This window comes from Streptococcus sp. 27098_8_22, assembly GCF_041432415.1.
Taxonomy (GTDB): Bacteria; Bacillota; Bacilli; order Lactobacillales; family Streptococcaceae; genus Streptococcus; species Streptococcus pseudopneumoniae_M.
The window spans coordinates 119028-138063 of the sequence record NZ_JAPVZP010000001.1 but is presented as its reverse complement, the minus strand read 5'-3'; the positions used below and the strand labels follow the sequence as shown (position 1 = coordinate 138063).

The window sequence follows — 19036 nt, the reverse complement described above, 5'->3', positions numbered from 1 at the left end:
TGAGGTGCTTTTATTGTACTCAAAAATGGAGGATTAGATGGGATTCTTAGATTTCTTTGGAAGAAAAAGATCACGAGATAAACCGCATAATAGTTATGAAGGTCAGGATTTTTCCTATCTCTTTGGACGAACTAGCAGCGGGGAGAATGTGGATGAGTTTAAGGCCATGCAGACTACAGCTGTTTATGCTTGTGTGCGAATATTAGCTGAGGCTGTCGCCTCTCTACCCATTCATATTTACGAAAGAACACCTAATGGAAGAGAGAAAAAATTTGAACACCCTCTATATTTTTTACTTCATGATGAACCAAATCCAGAAATGTCTTCTTTTGTCTTTCGTGAAACTTTGATGACTCATCTTTTGATATGGGGAAATGCATATATTCAAATCATAAGGGATAAGAGTGGTCAGGTTATCAGTTTGTATCCCTTATTACCAGATAAAATGTCAGTACACCGTGATGAAAATGGGAAACTTTACTACAAATATCAACGTCAGACCGAAGAAAATCCAAATTTCAAGGATAAAGGAAGTGTTATTTTAAAACAAGAAGATGTCCTTCACATTCCAGGACTTGGTTTTGATGGATTGATTGGCTATTCTCCCATCGCATTAGCAAAGAACGCAATTGGAATGACCCTTGCTACAGAGAATTACGGAGCATCATTCTTTAAAAATGGTGCAAATCCTGGTGGTGTATTGGAACATCCAGGGATTTTGAAGGATCCAAAAAGAGTACGTGATTCTTGGAATGCGGTTTATAACGGTGTCACAAATGCACATAAAGTTGCAGTACTAGAAGAAGGGATGAAGTACACTCAAATAGGCATTCCTCCAGAAGAAGCGCAATTCTTACAGACTCGGAAGTTTCAAATCAATGAGATTGCACGTTTGTATAGGATACCACCACATATGATTGGTGATTTAGAAAAATCTTCATTTTCAAATATCGAGCAACAATCACTAGAGTTTGTTAAATACACATTAGACCCTTGGGTAGTTCGTTTAGAACAGGCCTTCAAGAGGTCTCTTTTTTTGCCTGAAGAAAAGAAGAAGTACTTTGTTAAGTTCAATGTAGATGGTTTATTACGTGGAGATTATCAAAGTCGTATGAGTGGGTATGCTATTGCAAGACAGAATGGCTGGCTATCTACAAATGATATTCGAGAACTTGAAGATTTAAATCTTTTAACAGATGAAGAAGGAGGAAACCTTTATTTAATTAACGGAAATATGACTAAATTAAAAGATGCTGGTGGTTTTATGACAAAAGAGGTAATTGAACAACCTCAAGAAAAACCAAAGGAGGAAGAAGATGCGTAAATTTTGGAATTTTTCAGACGAAGGGAATATTCGTACTCTTCGTATTGAAGGACAGATTGCTGATGAAACATGGTTTGGAGATGAAGTTACTCCACAACTCTTTAAAAATGATTTAAATGCAGGAAAAGGTGATATCACCCTCTGGATTAATAGTCCAGGGGGTGATGTTTTTGCTGCAGCACAAATCTATAACATGCTGATGGATTACAAGGGAAATGTGCATGTCATAATTGATGGTCTTGCCGCTAGTGCTGCCAGTGTCATTGCCATGGCTGGAACAACAGTATCCATGAGTCCTGTTGCAATGATGATGATTCACAATCCATGGACAATTGCACAAGGTGAAGCAAAGGATATGGAAAAGGTCATTGAAATGCTGGGGGAAATCAAAGAGTCTATTATGAATGCCTATGAGTTAAGAACAGGATTATCTAGGACAAAAATCTCACATTTAATGGATTCTGAATCATGGTTTAATGCGAGAAAAGCAGTTGAACTTGGCTTTGCGGACAAGATTTTATTCAGTAAAGATGAACCTAAAGAAGAACTAGAACTAAGCAGTTATTCATTTAGTAGAGCCACTGCGGATCATAACCTTGTTGTTAAACTTCAAGCCAAAATAGATAGCTACAAACCTTTATCAACGACTCCTCTCAATCAGTTAAGAAAACGATTAGATTTATTGAAATAATGAAAGGAAAACTAACCTATGTCTAAATTACTTGAATTAAAAGAAAAACGAAATCAAGCTTGGGAACAAGCAAAAACTTTCCTAGACTCAGTGCGAACTGAAGATGGTTTAGTCTCAGAAGAAGATTCTCAACGCTATGATGAAATGGAAAGTAAAATCAATCGCTATAATCAAGAAATTGCTCGCTTAGAACGACAAGAAAAGATTGATCTAGAACTTGCTCAACCAACTTCTCAGGCTTTGACAAGACAGCCTACCACTGTCTTAAAAGATAGTGAGGTAGAAGATGAGAAGAAGGGAACTAAGTCTGATGTCTACTCCAAAACCTTTTGGACGAATGTCCGTAAGCGTAACTTCTTTGATGTTAAGGATGTTCTTCGTGTTGGAGAAGATACAGAGGGTGGCCATTTAGTACCTGATGAGTATGAGAAAAAACTAGTTCAAGGTCTTCAAGAAGAGAATTTCTTCCGAAGTCTAGCAACTGTCATTAAAACATCAAGTGGAGAGCGGAAGATTCCAGTTGTTACAGGGCACGGAACTGCGTCGTGGATGGATGAAAATGGACTTTATCCTGAAACTGATGAGACATTTGGTCAAGTAACACTTGATTCGCATAAGATTGGAACAGCTATTCGAATCTCAGAAGAATTGTTAAATGACTCAGTATTTGATTTAGAATCCTATATGACTAGTGAGTTTGCACGACGTATTGGTACAGAAGAAGAGAAATCATTCCTTATTGGAGATGGCTCAAAGAAACCAACAGGAATCTTTACGCAAGCAAATGTTACTGGTCCTACAACGACGACTAAAGACATTACGTTTGATGACATGATTGAATTGTATCATTCTCTTCCTGCTCCGTATCGTAAAAATGCAGTATGGATTCTTCATGATACAACTGTTAAAGCAATCCGTAAACTGAAAGACAATAACGGAAATTATATTTGGCAACCGTCTACACAAGCTGGACAACCAGATTTAATTCTTAACCGTCCATACTATACATCTACCTTTGCACCCCTACCTGAACAGGGGAATAAAGCTATTGCATTTGGTGATTTCTCATATTACTGGATTGCAGACCGCCAAGGACGTACTTTTAAACGTCTAAATGAACTTTATGCTAATAATGGTCAAATTGGTTTTCTTGCATCTCAACGTGTTGATGGGAAATTAGTATTACCAGAAGCAGTAAAAATTTTAACTGTGAAAGCAAAATAATCATGATAAGTCTAGAAGAAGCAAAACTTTACCTTAAGGTAGAAAACACAGATGAAGATGACTTGATTACGCAATTAATTGATACGAGTAAAAAACTCTGTGAAGAAACGTTAAGGCAGAATACTTACAGTGAGGTTCTAAGAATGGCAATCCTGTATGGGGTTGCCTATCTTTATGAACACCGTGAAACAGCTAATTATAAAGAGTTAAAACAAATGTTATATCACCTACTATTAGCTGATAGGAAGGATATTTTTTGATGAAAATCGCTCCGTTACGTGACCGTCTTACATTTGAAGTGCGTAAAATTGTGGTTGATGAAATTGGAAATGAATCCTCAGTTTGGAACACGGTTTTCCAAAGATGGTGTTCTAGTCGCCCATTGACCTTGACAGAAAATGAGGGGAGTGTGTCTAAACTCCTTTATAACAAAATTCAATTTACACTAAGGTACGACAAAGCGGTACTAAATCTAAGTTCATTAAAAACTAGGATAAAGTACAGAGACGCCTACTTTACGGTAGATTCAATTGATGGTGATAGCGTTCCTAGGCAATTGATTTATATTGTAGCAACTAAGGAGAATGACTATGAACAGGATAGGAATGGATGAGTTGGAAAAAGTAATTGATCAAGAGTTGAGTGATTACATTAAAGAGACGACATCTGCAATGCGAGAGGTAGTAGAAGAAGTAACAGACAGTGCTGTAGATACTTTAAAGATCTCTTCTCCACGAAAAACTGGTAAGTATGCACGAGGTTGGAAAAGCAAGTCAACAAGTGACAGTCCTACAGGCTTAACAAAAACCATTCATAACCGAACACCAGGCTTAACTCATCTCCTAGAAAATGGTCACGCTAAACAAAATGGTGGTCGAGTAGAAGGGCAAAAACATATTGAAATCGTTGAAAAAAGTGCCGTTAAGTCACTTGAAGATAGGCTGAGACAAAGATTGTGAGGATTTCATGACATTAAAAGATTTCTATAACATTTTAATAAAATCAAAGTTGCCAGTAGCTTATCATCATTTTGAAGAAGGAAGAAGTCCAGCTCCACCATTTATTGTATATCTTGTTAAGGACTCTGAAAATGCTGGAGCTGATAATTGGAGCTATCATAAGACTCTTAATCTTCAAGTGGAACTCTATACCTTAAAGAAGGACTTAGAAATCGAAACTAAGATGGATGACTTATTCGATAGTCATTCAATTTTTTTTGACAAAGTAGAGACTTATATCTCAACTGAAAAACTCTATCAAATTACATATTACATTTCATTAAACGGAGGATAGTTATGACTGAAAAAAATAAAGTTACCTTTGGATTACAAGATGTTCATTGGGCAGAAGTTACAACTGAAGCTTCAAATGGCGCATTGACTTATGGGACGGTTGAACGATTACGAGGTGCAGCAGAACTAACCTTGGAACCGACTGGTGACAAAGGTTCTTACAAGGCAGATAATATCAACTTTTATACTTCAGAATCAAATGATGGTTATGAGGGAACATTGAAGCTCGCCTTATTAACTCAAGAATTTTTAACTCGTGTCTTAGGAGAAAAATTAGATCCAACAACTAAAACGATTTCTGAAATCGCAAATGCTGAAAAGAAGAATTTCGCTCTGATGTTTCGTTTTGAAGGAGATAAGAAAGAAACACTTCATGTTTTGTATTACTGTTACGCATCACGTCCGTCAATGGGATCAAAAACAAAATCTGGTTCAGATATTAATGAGGTTGAGTTAAACTTTACTGCAAGTCCCCGTCCACTTGATAAGGTGGTTCGTCGCAAAACGACAGAAGAAACAAGTGATGAGATTCGTCAGAATTGGTTCAAGGAAGTCTTTGAACCTCGTGAATAAAGGAGTTACAGATGAGAGATAGTATTACAATTTCAGGAAAGACCTATGAATTGGCTACTAATGCATATACACCGATTGCCTATAAAGAACAGTTTGGTAAAGATTATTTTCAAGACTTGTTTTCAATGGTGAGTACGCAGTCAATTCTTGATAAGATTGAGCACCTAAATGAGGAAGAAAAACTCGAAACTGGTGACATTGATCTATCCATCCTGACCAATTTTGATATGACTTTTTTTCACAGAATTTTTTGGGTGTTTGCTAAATCGGCTAATCCAAAAATTAAACCATTCAAAGAATTCTTTATGGAGATGGAGGAGTTTCCAGTTCAAGAAGTAGCAACTATCTTAATGAACATGCTTAACCAAGGAATGAATACAAGAAAAAAGCAGATCAAACAGAAACAGCAAGTGAAGAAATCTTTACGGTAGAAAGCTATCTATTTTGTTGTAAGGAAACTGGCTTATCCATAGACGACTTAAAACATATTTCAATTGGGATGGCTCTTGATTATCAAACTGATTATGTAAACTTGCGGACAAATGAAACAAGCAACACAAGAAAAGCGAATCAAAGTGATTTTGATAATTTTTAATAGAAAGGAGATGTGAACATGGCTGGAAATATAAAAGGTATCACAATAGAAATTGGTGGTGACACACAACCTTTGCAAAATGCCTTAAAAGGGGTAAATAAACAAGCAGCTGAATCAACTAAAGAATTGAAACAAATTGATAAGGCTCTTAAGTTTGATACAGGAAATGTCACACTCCTTACTCAAAAACAAGAAGTGCTTGCTAAACAAGTTGAAACTACTAAAGAAAAGTTAGCTACCTTAAGACAGGCACAAGCTCAAGTTGAAGCTCAATTTAAGTCAGGTAATATTGGGGCGGAACAATATCGAGCCTTTCAAAGGGAAGTAGAAACTACTCAAACAGTACTGAAAAGTTACGAAAGCAAACTAGAGGGTGTCAATCAAGCCTTATCGGAAAATGGTAATCGAATAGGTAGTACTAAAAGTCAATGGGATAGTTTGAAACAAGAACAAGCTCGTCTAGCTTCTGAGAGTGAAAAATTAACGAGTCAATTTAAATTGCAAGAAAGTGAACTTTCTTCAAATGCTAGTGAATCTGAAAAGCTAGCTTTAGCTCAGAAAAAAGTAAATGAAAGTTCCTCCTTACTAGAAAAACAGATTCAGAATTTAGAGAAACAGCTAGAACTAACAAAATCTCAGTATGGCGAAAATTCGATTGAAGCCAATAAACTGGAACAGACTCTAAATGATACCAAAACGGCCTATAATCATCTTCAAAATGAGATGGAAGAGATGGGCACTAGTTCAACAAGTGCGAAGGATAATCTATCAGAAATCAATCATCTCTTAAAGGCAGATATCCTAATGGAATTCAGTGATCGTTTAGCAGAACTATCACAAAAATTGATTGATTTTGGGAAACAGTCGCTTGAAGCTTTTAACGAAGTTGATGAAGGGATGGATATCATTGTCACCAAAACTGGTGCTTCTGGCCAAGCTTTAGAAGAAATGACAACTATCGCAAAGAACCTTGCTACTGAAATTCCAACAGACTTTAATACTGCAGGAAGTGCAGTCGGAGAGTTGAACACTCAATTTGGTTTAACCGGTGATAGTTTAAAATCAGCTTCAAGTTATCTCATCCAATTTGCATCTATAAATGGGAGTGATGTTACTTCATCGGCTATTTCAGCTAAGAAAGCTATAGAAGCATACGGCTTACAGGCAACGGATTTGTCTAGTGTTCTTGATACTGTCACCTTTACCAGTCAAGCTACTGGGGTGGGAGTCCAAGATTTGATGGATAAGGTTATCTCTGGAGCACCACAAATTAAGGCATTAGGACTTTCATTTGATGAGGGTGTTGCTTTAATGGGGAAATTTGAAAAGGCTGGTGTGGATTCATCAGCCTCTTTATCATCCTTATCAAAAGCATCTGTGAAGTATGCGGCATCAGGAAAGACTTTGCAGCAAGGTTTATCTGAAACCATCGAAAAAATTAAAAATTCAACTAGCGAAACTGAAAAGTTAACTCTCGCTTCAGATATATTTGGAACTAAGGGTGCTCCACGAATGGTGGATACCATTAATCGTGGTGCTTTATCTTTTGATGACTTAGCTGAAACAGCAAAGAAAGCATCAGGAACAGTCGGCTCAACTTATGAAGCGACACTAGATCCAATTGATAAATTTACAACTGCTCAAAATGAAGCGAAGTTAGCATTATCTGAAGTTGGAGATGCTATTGCTGTCACTTTTGCACCGATACTAGAGATTTTAGCTGATTTGTTACGTTCAGTTGCAGAGTGGTTCTCTAGTTTATCAACGCCAGTAAAACAATTTATCATTATTGTAGGTAGCCTGATTACTGGATTAGGATTATTACTCCCTATATTTTTAGCACTTCAGGCAGCTGCCTTAGCAATGGGTGTCACAATTGGTGGCTTAATAGCAAGTGTAGCACCTGTTATTGCTATAGTATTAGGAATTATAGCTGTTCTAGCTTTGTTAATTGTTGGTATAAAAGAACTTTGGGGACATAACGAGGGATTTAGAACAGCAGTAATGGATATTTGGAATGCTATATATTCTTTTATATCTACTATCATTCAAGAAATATCAGACTTTATTTTAAGCATTTGGGGGACTCTAACTTCATGGTGGACTGAGAATCAAGATTTAATTCTTGCTGCTGCAACCACAGTTTGGAATGCAATCTCAACAGTCATAACTACCGTTATGTCAATTCTAGAACCCTATATTCAGGCAGCATGGGAAAACATAAAACTAATCATCAGCACATCTTGGGAAATCATAAAACAAGTAGTTGAAACGGCAATCAATCTTGTCTTAGGCATTATTAAAGCAGTAATGCAAATTATTACAGGAGATTGGTCTGGTGCATGGGAAACAATAAAGGCAGTTATTTCAACAGTATGGGAATCCATCAAGTCAATTGTAAGCTTAGTTCTAAGTGCTATTAGTCAACTTATATCAAACACTTGGAATGGGATTAAGAACACAATTAGTAATCTCTTATCAGCAATTAGTAACGTTGTCAGTACAATTTGGAATAGTATCAGTTCAACTATTTCAGGTATTTTAAACGGAATCTCAAGTACAGTGTCCAATGTTTGGAATGGAGTAAAAAATACGATTTCAAATGCAATCAACACTGCCAAAAATGCAGTTTCAACTGCTATAACTGCTATCAAAAATCTCTTTAATTTCAGATTTCAGTGGCCACACATTCCTTTACCTCATTTTAGTGTGTCAGGATCTGCAAACCCTCTGGATTGGTTAAAGGGACAAATTCCTAGAATCGGAATTGAGTGGTATGCAAAAGGGGGAATTTTAACAAAACCAACTGCCTTCGGAACAATAGGGAATTCCCTAATGGTAGGAGGAGAAGCAGGAAACGAAGCGGTACTCCCTTTAAATGAATCTACTCTTGGGGCAATCGGAAGAGGTATTGCAAGAACGATGGATTTAAGAATGCCAGACATCAACATATCGATTACTGGAAATATTATCCGAGAACAGGCAGATATTGAAAAAATAGCAAATGAAGTAGCAAGTCGAATTGCAGAAGAATTAGCACGTCAAAAACAATTGAGAGGAGCCACTATATGATTAAAAGAAACGAGTTAGTCATAGATGGAATTGGAACTTCTAGTTTTCCTTTTAAGGTGATTGTCCACGAATCGCCTTCTGTTATCCTAGCGGAGAGTAAGACGAGTTTATTAGAACATAAAGGAATGAGTGGGGCTCTTTCGCAAACAAATCGGCACCGAGATTTGATTGAAAAATCATATACGATATACATTGTTAAGCCCTCAGAAGAACAACTTCATCAATTTATGGGTATATTTATCAAGGAGCAGTTTTGGCTTGAGAGTGAACGGATGAAAACCACACGTCTTTGGTGTTACCGAGTAAAATGTACTGAGGTAAAACAAGAGAGAGATGGTGTGTATGCGACGAAAGCTACCTTTATTTGTCATCCTACAAAGTTTTTTAAATCAATGGATAGACAAACTTTGACATCAAACGGTGTACTTAGAGTTCAAGGGACGTCTCTAGCGTTCCCCAAAATAACGATAATGGGGAATTCGGCAACTGAGACTCAGTTTACGATTGGAGATCAGGTTATTAAAATTGAAAAACTTACAGAACCTCTTGTGATGGTAAACGAACCAAATAGTCCAAGTTTTCTAACGGTTAGCAAAAAGTACATCAAATGGTCTGGTGATTTTATCACTATTGATCCAAGCGCTAAAAAAGAAGTGGGTGTTGTTCTTGGTAGAGGTATTACTTCTTTAAGCTTTGAAACAAATTGGGGGTGGGCTTAAATGCTATATTTGTTGAACAAAGATGTTAGAACTGCAAAGTGGAATGGATTACCTCTTCATGAAACTAGCTCTGCTATTGTAAAAGAAACCCTGAACGGTGATTTCACCTTATCTATTCGCTATCCAATTACCGATTCTGGTATCTATAAACAAATAAAAGAAGATATGCTTATCAAGGCTCCTGTGCCTGTCTTAGGATTCCAGTTATTTCGTATTAAAAAACCAATTGAAAACGATGATAGTTTGGATATAACCGCCTACCATATTTCAGATGATATTATGCAACGGTCTATCGAACCAATTAGTGTTCTTAATCTTACTTGTGGTATGGCCTTATCCCAAATGGTCCAAAATACTAAGACCAATCTTGGTGATTTTTCATTTACGAGTGATGTTACAGATCGCCGTACTTTCAATACAAATGAAGTAAAGACACTCTATGCTGTCTTAATGGATGGTGCCCATTCTATCATAGGAACTTGGGAAGGGGAGTTGATTCGTGACAATTTGGCTCTGACAATCAAGAAGAATAGAGGTGAAAATAGGGGTGTTGTCATAACAACACATAAGAATCTAAAGTCTTACAAGAGAACCAAATCAACTCAATCAATCATTACTCGTATTCATGCAAAATCAACATTTAAACCAGATGGTAAAGATAAGGACCAGACAATTAAAATTACTGTCGATAGTCCTCTAATCACTTTCTATCCATATATCAATGAAAAAGAGTACGAAAATAATACTCTTAAAAGCATTGAGGAGTTAAGGAAGTGGGCTGAGGCTAAGTTTAAGAATGAAGGAATTGATAAGTTATCGGATGCTATTACGATTGAAGCCTATGAACTCGATGGGCAGGTTGTACATTTAGGGGATACAGTAAATATCAAGAGTTTGAAACATGGGATCGATATTCCCAAAAAGGCAGTTGCTTATGAATTTGATGCACTGACACAAGAATATATCTCGATTACTTTTGATGATAAACCAATGATAGGTGCTTCAACTTCAAATAGTGCAATTTCAACTGTCGCAAATGAAATTTTAGACTCTGGTTTCACATTACAAGAAGTCGCAATTGAAAAAGTTTTGAGAAATGCGAACACAGCATTTGATGCCGAATTCACTAAACAAAAAGAATCAATTCTAGATGATATTGAAAAAGTCAAAGCTAGTGCAGAAGTTTACGCAAATGGTATTCGTCAAGAGATTGAAGGAAAGATTGCTGATGTTGATTCTAAAGTTCTATCTAATGAATTACTTAATGAAAATAGATACAACGATGTATTGGCTAAAGCAAATAGTAGTAGAGATTTAGCTAATCATGCCTTAGAGGTCAGTAAAGAAGTTAAAGAAACTACTAATACAGTACTAACAGATACCTTAAATTATAAAAAAGAAGCTATTGCTGAAGCAAATCGGTTGGTTGAACTCAGCAAGAATAGCTTATTGAATCAAATTACGACAGTAGAATCTTCAATTGATAAGCTTAAGGGGGTTATTACTAACAAGGTTTCAAAGACAGACTTCGATGCTATCAAAAATACCGTAGAGCAACAACGAACGGAAATATCACAAGCCAAGGATAAAATAAATCTAAAAGCTGAAAAGACCTATGTAGAAATTATTAAACAAACAGCTAGTGAAGCACTCCAAAGAATATCAGAGAACGCATTAGCAATATCTAAAACTAAAGCTGATTTACAAGTTGCTGCAGATGCTATAAATACTAAAGTATCACAAACAGATTTTAATCAAACGTCAAATCGACTTGCTAGTACTGAAACAACAATTAAAATTCAAGCAGGTGAAATAGCCAAACGATTGACCAGTAGTCAGGTAGAATCCATTATCAATTTAAAAGGATTTCAAACTAAATCGGATGTTGATAAAAATATTTTAGATAGAGGTTATGTGACGAACTCTAGCGTTCAAAATTTAGTTAGAGAAACTTCTAATAGTTTTAGTCGGACTATTAGTGAAACTAAATCTTTAATACCAACTAGTGTTTCTCATCGAAACTTGGCGGCTGGTTCGAGTGATAGTTGGACTTCATACAAAGAAATAAACTCGAAACTCAATTGGATTCAAACATTAGGAAGAATTCCTTATGGTGATTCTACTGGCATTTATTCAGGGACAAAAATCAATCTATTTGTTTATATTTCTGTCGATAATGTTGTTTTAGATTCAACTGTTACTCCTAGAATTATCTTACAAGGTCCTGGCTATAAAAAATCAGATAATAGTGCTGTATGGAGTGTTCATTCTAATCCCTTTCATTCCTCTTGGTCTAGCACCTTAAAAACTGGTACAAACTACCATCTTATTAAAATTTCTCGAATAGTAACAGATGAGATGTTCAATAATTTTAAAAACTTTGAATTACAATTTCGTATTGATGGTGCAAGTTCAGGTAAGTTTCATTGGAGAGCTTTAATGATTACTACTGGAGATATCTTCCCAAACTATTGGACTAAACCTATCGAAGATTTAACAACTGTAACGGCCTTTAACGAAGTTAAAGATACTCTAGGTAGTCATACAAGAACTATTAGTGAACAAGGAAAATCAATTAGTCAGGTTGTACAAACATCCGAGGGGCTGGTTACAAGAGTCAGTGATTTAATTGATAACCAAAACTTAGTATACGATCCAACAAATTTTAGTAAATATAGAGAACGTGAACCGAATTCAAATTTAGTTATGACTGGAACTAATGAATACAAGTTGCTAAGAATAGCGCAAAGTGGTAGAACAACAAATGGTTGGCACGGTTTCCAAATGCCTCTTCATAGTCAAAAATTTGTTGCTGGTGAGAAACTTTCTTATAGGGTCAATTTATGGATAGATGTGGTACCTGATGGAAAAGTTGGTTTTGAAATCAAATCAGGTAACTCAATAGGAGGTTTCACCATCAGTCCTACTAGAACGGGCGCAGCTCAAATTTTTACAGGAACTTTTACGATAAATAAAACCGTGACAAAAACAGATGATTTTGGGCTTCATATTTGGCTAGAAAAGAACGGCACTGTGGCAGTTGGCCAAATTTCAATTGTTCGAGGTAGTCAGCCACCTAATAACTTTGTAGATAGTACATCCTTTCAACAAATTGCAACAGAAAGTCTTGTTCAGCAACATCAAGGTTCCTATTCGATTCAAAATTTAACTAATGCAGGCTCTTTAATTTCAGGGATTAATTTAGGTGCAAATGGAATCAATCGAATTATTGGCAAGGCAACTCATATCACTGGAGATACTTTAATTGATAGAGCAGTCATTAAATCAGGAATGATTGACAAATTAAAGACATCAAACTTTGAATCTGGGTCTGTAACTACTATGGTATTAGCGTCAAATTCAGTAACTGCAGATAAAATTGTCGTGGATCAAGCGTTTTTTAATAAGTTAGTTGCAAATGAAGCTTATTTACGACAGCTCTTTGCTAAGAATGCTTTTATCAATAGTGTACAAAGTGTTAGGATTGATGCTAGTCAAATAAAGTCAGGCTTACTAAGTGGTGACAGAATTCAGGGTGGCACAATAACTGGAACCACAATTTCTGGTGGATTATTAACTGGAGAAACAAAAATTAAGTTAGGTGCTTATGGTTCATTTGACGCTATCAACGGTGGATTACAGATTAATGTTCCTCGTCAGTTTAATTCTAAAGATGGTTTAGGCGTACAATTTATAGGTTCTTATGGCCGAGGGGACAATGTTCCTTACGGCTTATTTATTTACAAAGATTCAGATTTTACTACTGGAAACACTGCAAGTGATAGTGATGATTTTCTATTGACGGTCGAAGGATACATTAAGGCAAAAGGAATTGGCTGGTTAAAGTACGGCAAAAGTAGCATTAATGGCTCAACTACAGGAACTATTAGTTATTGGAATTCTAATAATGTATCTCTAGACTTTGGTGGATCAGGAAATGATATTTACTACTCATATAACGGAAATGCTTATAGCTTATGGCAAATTGTTAACCAACATTTTTCTGATAAAAACTTGAAAGAGAATATAGGCTTATCTAACTATAAAGCACTCGATTTTATCAAAAGATTTCAATTTAAAGAGTATGACTGGAAGAAAATAGGGAATCGTATTCAAAAGGCTCATACCAAAATTGGACTCATCGCTCAAGATGTTCAACAAATTGACTCGTCACTTGTGTATGAAAATGGTGGTTTTCTGAATCTTGATAATACAAGATTAACGAATATCGCTTTAAAAGGAATTCAAGAGTTAATACTTGATATTCGAAAATTAAATAAACGATTGGAGATGTTAGAAGATGAACACAGATTTAATCCATCAATTAGCAATGGAGTCGTTGACTAAGAAACTAGCACAAACCGAAGGTCAAGCAGCACAAAATGAGGCTCTTTATTTGGTTGTTGCAAGCGAATTGCAGTTAATGAAAGATGTATTAGAATACGACTCAGACCTAAAAGACTTATTTGAGGAAGTAAAAACTAAAAGAGAGAAAGGAGAAAGTTAATGGCATTAGAAATTACTAAAACAACACGTTTGGTTGGAAATTTGAAGATTGGTGATGAAGTAGTTAAGCAGTATACTGTTGATGTTGATGAACATGGTGTTTCTACAGTATCTGAGTTTCTCTATCATTCAGAGCTCTATGCGGAGCATCGTCTCGAAATGAGAAACCAAGAAAAATTGTTCCGAGATAAACGATATGAATTAGAAGATGCTGTTTTAGCTGAAATTGAGTCAAATAAAAAAGAACTATAGGGAGTATTAAAAATGGATATTGAATTGTTTAATTTTTTAAGAAAGCTCATCGAAACAGAAGATGGGCTTATTTTGTATGCGTTAGCGTTAATTGTCATCATGGAAATTGTAGACTTTGCATCAGGCACATTTGCTGCAATTGTAAATCCTGATGTTGAGTATAAGAGTAGAATTGGAATCAATGGATTAATTCGAAAAGTCTTAGGGATTTTTATGTTACTGTTATTGATTCCGATGTCTGTTTTGTTGCCTGAAAAAACTGGATTTATGTTTCTGTATTCGATTTATATCGGATACCTAGTTTTTACTTTCCAATCACTAATTGAGAACTATCAAAAAGTAAAAGGGAATATTCTACTTTTTAAACCAATTTTAAAAGCTTTTGAACATCTAACTGAAGGAAAGTCTAACGATGATAAGGAGGATAATCATGGAAGTTGATAAAAGTAGATTACGAACAAATCTTCCTCAAATCGGTGAGCAACCCTATCGACAAGTTCATGCTCACTCTACAGGTAATCCTAACTCAACAGCACAAAATGAAGCGGATTACCATTTGCGTCGTCCAGTTGAGTCAGGATTTTTCTCCCATGTGGTAGGGAATGGTCGTATCATGCAAACTTGGTTAGTAGACCGAGGTGCTTATGATGTTGGTGGCGGATGGAATGTTGAAGGTTACGCTCAAGTTGAACTAATAGAAAGTCATGAATCTAAAGAAGAATTCATGAGAGATTATCGACTTTATGTCAAGCTATTACGTGAGTTAGCTGACGAGGCTGGAATCCCTAAAACTCTAGATTCTAGTAGTCTTGCTGGGATTAAAACTCATCAATTTTGTACTTACAACCAACCAAATAATGGAAGTGATCATGTAGATCCCTATCCATACCTTGCAAAATGGGGCATTAGTAGAGAACAGTTTAAGAAAGATATTGAATCTGGTCTAACTGAAGGAAACTGGAAACGAAACGAAGTTGGTTGGTGGTGGGAAGAAGCAGATGGCTCTTATCCAAAATCTCAATGGAAAAATATCAAAGGAGAATGGTTCTACTTTGATAATAGAGGCTACTGTTTCATCAATAAATGGTTCAATGATGGCAAGGATTGGTTTTATTTAGATAAGCGTGGTGCCATGGTTACTGGTTGGATGCATATCGATCATCGTTGGTACTATTTTAAGTCGGATGGTAGAATGGCTAAAGGTTGGGTAAAATATCGTGAAACTTGGTATTACTTGGATGAAAAAGATGGGGATATGAAATCTAAGCAATTTATTAAATCAGGAAACGGATGGTACTATCTCAAGTCTGATGGTTCGTTATCAGTAAAACCAGAATTTACGATTGAACCTGATGGTTTGATTACTACTAACTAAGAGTTTGTAGATACTACTCTTAAAATAAATCTTTAAACAAAATAAACCACCGAAGTTGGTGGTTCATGTGGTATAATATCTATTGTAGAAAAGTGAAGACGGTGGCTCCTTATACCGAAAGAGAGGTGATGCCTATGGGCAGTTCATCAAAATCTGACGGAAAGGAGGGGCACTCTTTTGACCGCATTTGAAGTTGTACAGACAATACTTGGTTTTGGTAGCTTTACCATTACTTTGATTGGCTTGTGCTATAAAATCTTCAAAGACAAGGACAAAAAATAATCCGTCCCCACTTTTGAGCGAGTAGGACGGATTAAATCTGTTATACGAGCTACCGTCTTTTTAACGGTTCTACGTTGGAGTTGAGTTGGTAGCTCAGCTCCTTTTTCTATGTTTATTATAACATATTGCGATTAAATTTCAAATAAAAAATCTAAGCCTGGTGAAGTACATCAGGCTTTTTCTTTTTGATTTTTTCTTAAAACCGGAAAAATCTATCTTGAAAGTACCTATTTAGGTAAGAGGACAATAAAGACATTTTGTTAAAGTACAGGGTTGCTGATTACTTGACTAATATAGCGTTTAGAGGGATATATAGTGTGTAAAAACTTCTTCTAGGAGGAAAAATGAATATAAGAAAAATTGAAGCAAAGAATAACAAAAGAAAAAAGAGAATTTGTGCATATGTTCGAGTTTCTACAACCAACGGAAGTCAACTTGATTCGCTAGAGAATCAAAAAGTCTATTTTGAAAAGTTGTATGCTGAACGTGATGATGTTGATTTTTTGGGTGTTTTTTGTGACAAAGGAATTTCAGGTTCAAAGTATGATAGACCTGATTTTCAAACTATGTTAGATGCTTGTAGAAAAGGACAAATTGATGTTATCCATACTAAGTCAATATCAAGGTTTGCAAGAGATCTCATCAATGTTCTTGAAATAAGTCGAGAATTAAAAACTCTTGGTATTGATATCTTTTTTGAAGAGCAGAATATCCACACTTTATCAAATGAAGGTGAGGTTGTCTTGACTGTGTTAGCAAGTTTGGCTGAGGAAGAGTTACAAAGCATGAGCGGAAACCAACGATGGAGTTTTCGTAGAAAGTTCCAGAAAGGAGAATTACTCATTAATGCTAAACGGTTTTTAGGGTATGATTTAAACGAAAAAGGTGAACTTGTTATAAACAAAGCAGAAGCGCAAATAGTAAGAACCATCTTTTATAGTTATTTGGAAGGAATGGGTACACATAGGATTGCTAAAAAACTTAATGAGGGCAAGGTTTCAACTGTAACAGGAAAGAAATGGTATGACAGTACAATTCGTAATATCTTAAAAAACGAAAAATACAAAGGCTCTTTACTACTTCAAAAATACTTTCATGACGGTGTAAACGGTCCAAAGAAATTAAATCAAGGGCAGGTTGAACAATACTATATTGAAGATAATCATGAAGGAATTGTATCTAAGGAAATATGGGAAAAGGTTCAGGTAAAAATGAAAAGCCGTTCTCGGATCCAAGGTACAAATAAAACCTATAAATTTTCTAGAATGTTAAAATGCCAATATTGTGGTTCAACATTAAAAAGACAGGTATCTTATAAGAAAAAGATTGTTTGGTGTTGTTCCAAATATATCAAAGAAGGAAAAAATTCCTGTAAAGGTATGAGAGTCCCTGAAAGGGATATTGAAGATTGGAAACTAAGTTCACCAGTAATTGTGTTAGAAAGGATTGAAGATGGAGAAAAACATTACAGTTATACCGGCCAAAAAGGTACATCAAACAGTCATATCTCAAATTCAGAAAAAAATCAGAGTAGCCGCTTATTGTCGAGTGTCTACAGACCAAGACGAGCAGCTATCAAGTTATGAGAATCAGGTCAATTATTACCGTGAATACATCTTAAAACATGAAGATTATGAGTTAGTAGACATCTATGCAGATGAAGGCATTTCAGCAACTAATACAAAAAAACGTGATGCTTTTAACCGACTAATACAGGATTGTAGAGATGGTAAGGTGGATAGAATTTTAGTTAAATCTATTAGTAGATTTGCCAGAAATACATTGGACTGCATCAAATATGTAAGAGAACTGAAAGAACTAGGCATCGGAGTAACGTTTGAAAAAGAGAATATTGATAGCCTAGATTCAAAAGGTGAAGTACTACTTACCATTTTATCCTCACTCGCACAGGATGAATCGAGATCTATTTCAGAAAATTCAACTTGGGGAATTCGTAAGAAATTTGAGCGTGGTGTAGTTCAGGTAAACACTACAAACTTTATGGGATATGACAAAGATGAAAAAGGAAATCTCATTATAAACCATGAACAAGCTAATGTCGTAAGGTATATATTTGATAGATTTCTAGAAGGATACAGTCCAGAATTTATTTCCAAAGAGTTAAGAGAACAGGAAATACCAGGTTGCACAGGTAAAGCAAAGTGGTGCCCAAGTGCTATATGGAAAATGCTTCAAAATGAAAAATACAAGGGTGATGCTTTGCTTCAGAAAACCTATACCGTTGATTTCCTGACGAAGAAAAGAATTGATAATGATGGACAAGTTAATCAATACTATATCGAGAACAATCATGAACCAATCTTAGATAGAGAGAAGTGGGAGATTGTTCAGTTAGAAATAGCAAGAAGAAAGAAATTTAGAGAACAACATAAGCTCCAATTTTATATCATGCAGAAAGAAAACAATCCCTTTACAACAAAAGTATTTTGCGCCGAATGTGGTTCAGCATTTGGTAGGAAGAATTGGACTACAAGTCGTGGTAAACGGAAGGTATGGCAGTGTAATAATCGATATAGGATTAAAGGCAAGATTGGATGTTTAAACAATCATATCGATGAAGAAATGCTTGAGAAAGCCGTAGTAATGGCTGTAGAACAACTAAGTAAGAATGTTGACTTGTTGCACGGAAAGTGGAACAAAGTTTTAGAAGAAAATCGTCCGCTAGAAAAGCACTATAGTTTGAAGTTGGCAGAAATGATAAACAAGCCCTTGTGGGAATTTGATTCTCATGAGATGTGTCAAGTATTGGATAATATTATAATTGCAGAGGATGGGCAGATAACTGTCAGATTCTTAGAGGGAACTGAGGTAGATTTATAGAGTAGACAAAAGGTTATGATGATAGTGGGCAACTATTGTGGTTATAGCCTTTTTTTGCATTTTTGTGATAGAATATATAATATTAGAGATACTTGGATTAGCGATGAGTTTGATAGACTTATAAGAAGATAATATCAAAGCAAATGAAGAAATTCAAAACATCTGTGATTTATTTGCGAATGATCCGAATGTAATAGTTTTTCCTATTCATGGATGTTCTACTGATGTATTTAGAACAATTTTGGATAGATTTCCTGTACTGAATATTATCCATTTAGCGGACCATACAT

19 protein-coding genes are annotated in these 19036 nt (G+C 35.6%); all 19 read left to right on the top strand.

Annotation, left to right across the window (positions count from 1 at the left end; genetic code table 11):
- The first annotated feature begins 37 nt into the window (after window positions 1-37).
- Complete coding sequence (locus tag O3633_RS00725) at window positions 38-1324, top strand: phage portal protein (protein ID WP_371620049.1); 1287 nt, start codon at window positions 38-40, stop codon at window positions 1322-1324.
- Entirely contained in the window at window positions 1317-2015 is a 699-nt protein-coding gene (locus tag O3633_RS00720) for a head maturation protease, ClpP-related (RefSeq protein ID WP_371620048.1), read from the top strand. Before O3633_RS00725 ends, O3633_RS00720 begins: the two co-directional genes overlap by 8 nt.
- An 18-nt stretch (window positions 2016-2033) precedes the next feature.
- On the top strand, window positions 2034-3239 hold the full coding sequence (locus tag O3633_RS00715) for a phage major capsid protein (protein ID WP_045616002.1): 1206 nt from the start codon (window positions 2034-2036) through the stop codon (window positions 3237-3239).
- Window positions 3240-3241: 2 nt separating this feature from the next.
- Window positions 3242-3499, top strand: coding sequence for a head-tail connector protein (locus O3633_RS00710; RefSeq protein ID WP_006153583.1), 258 nt, complete (start codon window positions 3242-3244; stop codon window positions 3497-3499).
- Window positions 3499-3852: a phage head completion protein gene (locus tag O3633_RS00705; protein ID WP_049501432.1), complete on the top strand. Its 354-nt coding sequence runs from the start codon at window positions 3499-3501 to the stop codon at window positions 3850-3852. Before O3633_RS00710 ends, O3633_RS00705 begins: the two co-directional genes overlap by 1 nt.
- Window positions 3830-4198: an HK97 gp10 family phage protein gene (locus O3633_RS00700; RefSeq protein WP_004240834.1), complete on the top strand. Its 369-nt coding sequence runs from the start codon at window positions 3830-3832 to the stop codon at window positions 4196-4198. The genes O3633_RS00705 and O3633_RS00700 overlap by 23 nt, the downstream gene beginning before the upstream one ends.
- Window positions 4199-4205: 7 nt before the next feature.
- Window positions 4206-4532 (top strand): hypothetical protein, encoded by a 327-nt coding sequence (locus O3633_RS00695; RefSeq protein ID WP_000172711.1) that lies wholly within the window; start codon window positions 4206-4208, stop codon window positions 4530-4532.
- Window positions 4533-4534: 2 nt separating this feature from the next.
- Window positions 4535-5104, top strand: coding sequence for a major tail protein (locus O3633_RS00690; protein ID WP_045616007.1), 570 nt, complete (start codon window positions 4535-4537; stop codon window positions 5102-5104).
- Between the two features lie 11 nt (window positions 5105-5115).
- Complete coding sequence (locus O3633_RS00685) at window positions 5116-5535, top strand: hypothetical protein (protein ID WP_102210776.1); 420 nt, start codon at window positions 5116-5118, stop codon at window positions 5533-5535.
- A 182-nt stretch (window positions 5536-5717) separates the two neighbouring features.
- Complete coding sequence (locus O3633_RS00680; RefSeq protein ID WP_371620047.1) at window positions 5718-8771, top strand: phage tail tape measure protein; 3054 nt, start codon at window positions 5718-5720, stop codon at window positions 8769-8771.
- Window positions 8768-9490, top strand: a complete 723-nt coding sequence (locus O3633_RS00675; RefSeq protein WP_371620046.1) for a phage tail family protein — start codon at window positions 8768-8770, stop codon at window positions 9488-9490. The genes O3633_RS00680 and O3633_RS00675 overlap by 4 nt, the downstream gene beginning before the upstream one ends.
- A 12-nt stretch (window positions 9491-9502) precedes the next feature.
- On the top strand, window positions 9503-13837 hold the full coding sequence (locus tag O3633_RS00670; protein WP_524539357.1) for a phage tail spike protein: 4335 nt from the start codon (window positions 9503-9505) through the stop codon (window positions 13835-13837).
- Window positions 13791-13997, top strand: a complete 207-nt coding sequence (locus tag O3633_RS00665) for a hypothetical protein (RefSeq protein WP_001090723.1) — start codon at window positions 13791-13793, stop codon at window positions 13995-13997. Before O3633_RS00670 ends, O3633_RS00665 begins: the two co-directional genes overlap by 47 nt.
- On the top strand, window positions 13997-14248 hold the full coding sequence (locus tag O3633_RS00660) for a hypothetical protein (protein ID WP_049520299.1): 252 nt from the start codon (window positions 13997-13999) through the stop codon (window positions 14246-14248). Before O3633_RS00665 ends, O3633_RS00660 begins: the two co-directional genes overlap by 1 nt.
- A 12-nt stretch (window positions 14249-14260) precedes the next feature.
- The gene (locus O3633_RS00655; RefSeq protein ID WP_045616014.1) at window positions 14261-14689 is read left to right on the top strand and encodes a phage holin family protein, TcdE/UtxA-related; all 429 of its coding nucleotides are present in this window, start codon (window positions 14261-14263) and stop codon (window positions 14687-14689) included.
- Window positions 14679-15623 carry an N-acetylmuramoyl-L-alanine amidase family protein gene (locus tag O3633_RS00650; RefSeq protein WP_000451462.1) on the top strand — a complete coding sequence of 315 codons (945 nt, stop codon included), beginning with the start codon at window positions 14679-14681 and terminating at the stop codon, window positions 15621-15623. Before O3633_RS00655 ends, O3633_RS00650 begins: the two co-directional genes overlap by 11 nt.
- Window positions 15624-15776: 153 nt before the next feature.
- Entirely contained in the window at window positions 15777-15905 is a 129-nt protein-coding gene (locus tag O3633_RS00645) for a putative holin-like toxin (RefSeq protein WP_162837937.1), read from the top strand.
- Window positions 15906-16249: 344 nt separating this feature from the next.
- On the top strand, window positions 16250-17491 hold the full coding sequence (locus O3633_RS00640) for a recombinase family protein (protein ID WP_371620044.1): 1242 nt from the start codon (window positions 16250-16252) through the stop codon (window positions 17489-17491).
- Window positions 17379-18746 carry a recombinase family protein gene (locus O3633_RS00635; RefSeq protein WP_524539359.1) on the top strand — a complete coding sequence of 456 codons (1368 nt, stop codon included), beginning with the start codon at window positions 17379-17381 and terminating at the stop codon, window positions 18744-18746. Before O3633_RS00640 ends, O3633_RS00635 begins: the two co-directional genes overlap by 113 nt.
- Window positions 18747-19036 lie beyond the last annotated feature (290 nt).

Bases quoted from the DNA above. Each gene is read 5' to 3' on its own strand.
- O3633_RS00685 (WP_102210776.1), top strand. From the start codon at position 5,116: ATGAGAGATAGTATTACAATTTCAGGAAAGACCTATGAATTGGCTACT.
- O3633_RS00660 (WP_049520299.1), top strand. From the start codon at position 13,997: ATGGCATTAGAAATTACTAAAACAACACGTTTGGTTGGAAATTTGAAG.
- O3633_RS00700 (WP_004240834.1), top strand. From the start codon at position 3,830: ATGAACAGGATAGGAATGGATGAGTTGGAAAAAGTAATTGATCAAGAG.
- O3633_RS00675 (WP_371620046.1), top strand. From the start codon at position 8,768: ATGATTAAAAGAAACGAGTTAGTCATAGATGGAATTGGAACTTCTAGT.
- O3633_RS00655 (WP_045616014.1), top strand. From the start codon at position 14,261: ATGGATATTGAATTGTTTAATTTTTTAAGAAAGCTCATCGAAACAGAA.
- O3633_RS00650 (WP_000451462.1), top strand. From the start codon at position 14,679: ATGGAAGTTGATAAAAGTAGATTACGAACAAATCTTCCTCAAATCGGT.
- O3633_RS00710 (WP_006153583.1), top strand. From the start codon at position 3,242: ATGATAAGTCTAGAAGAAGCAAAACTTTACCTTAAGGTAGAAAACACA.
- O3633_RS00665 (WP_001090723.1), top strand. From the start codon at position 13,791: ATGAACACAGATTTAATCCATCAATTAGCAATGGAGTCGTTGACTAAG.
- O3633_RS00690 (WP_045616007.1), top strand. From the start codon at position 4,535: ATGACTGAAAAAAATAAAGTTACCTTTGGATTACAAGATGTTCATTGG.
- O3633_RS00725 (WP_371620049.1), top strand. From the start codon at position 38: ATGGGATTCTTAGATTTCTTTGGAAGAAAAAGATCACGAGATAAACCG.
- O3633_RS00680 (WP_371620047.1), top strand. From the start codon at position 5,718: ATGGCTGGAAATATAAAAGGTATCACAATAGAAATTGGTGGTGACACA.
- O3633_RS00715 (WP_045616002.1), top strand. From the start codon at position 2,034: ATGTCTAAATTACTTGAATTAAAAGAAAAACGAAATCAAGCTTGGGAA.
- O3633_RS00705 (WP_049501432.1), top strand. From the start codon at position 3,499: ATGAAAATCGCTCCGTTACGTGACCGTCTTACATTTGAAGTGCGTAAA.
- O3633_RS00695 (WP_000172711.1), top strand. From the start codon at position 4,206: ATGACATTAAAAGATTTCTATAACATTTTAATAAAATCAAAGTTGCCA.
- O3633_RS00640 (WP_371620044.1), top strand. From the start codon at position 16,250: ATGAATATAAGAAAAATTGAAGCAAAGAATAACAAAAGAAAAAAGAGA.
- O3633_RS00720 (WP_371620048.1), top strand. From the start codon at position 1,317: ATGCGTAAATTTTGGAATTTTTCAGACGAAGGGAATATTCGTACTCTT.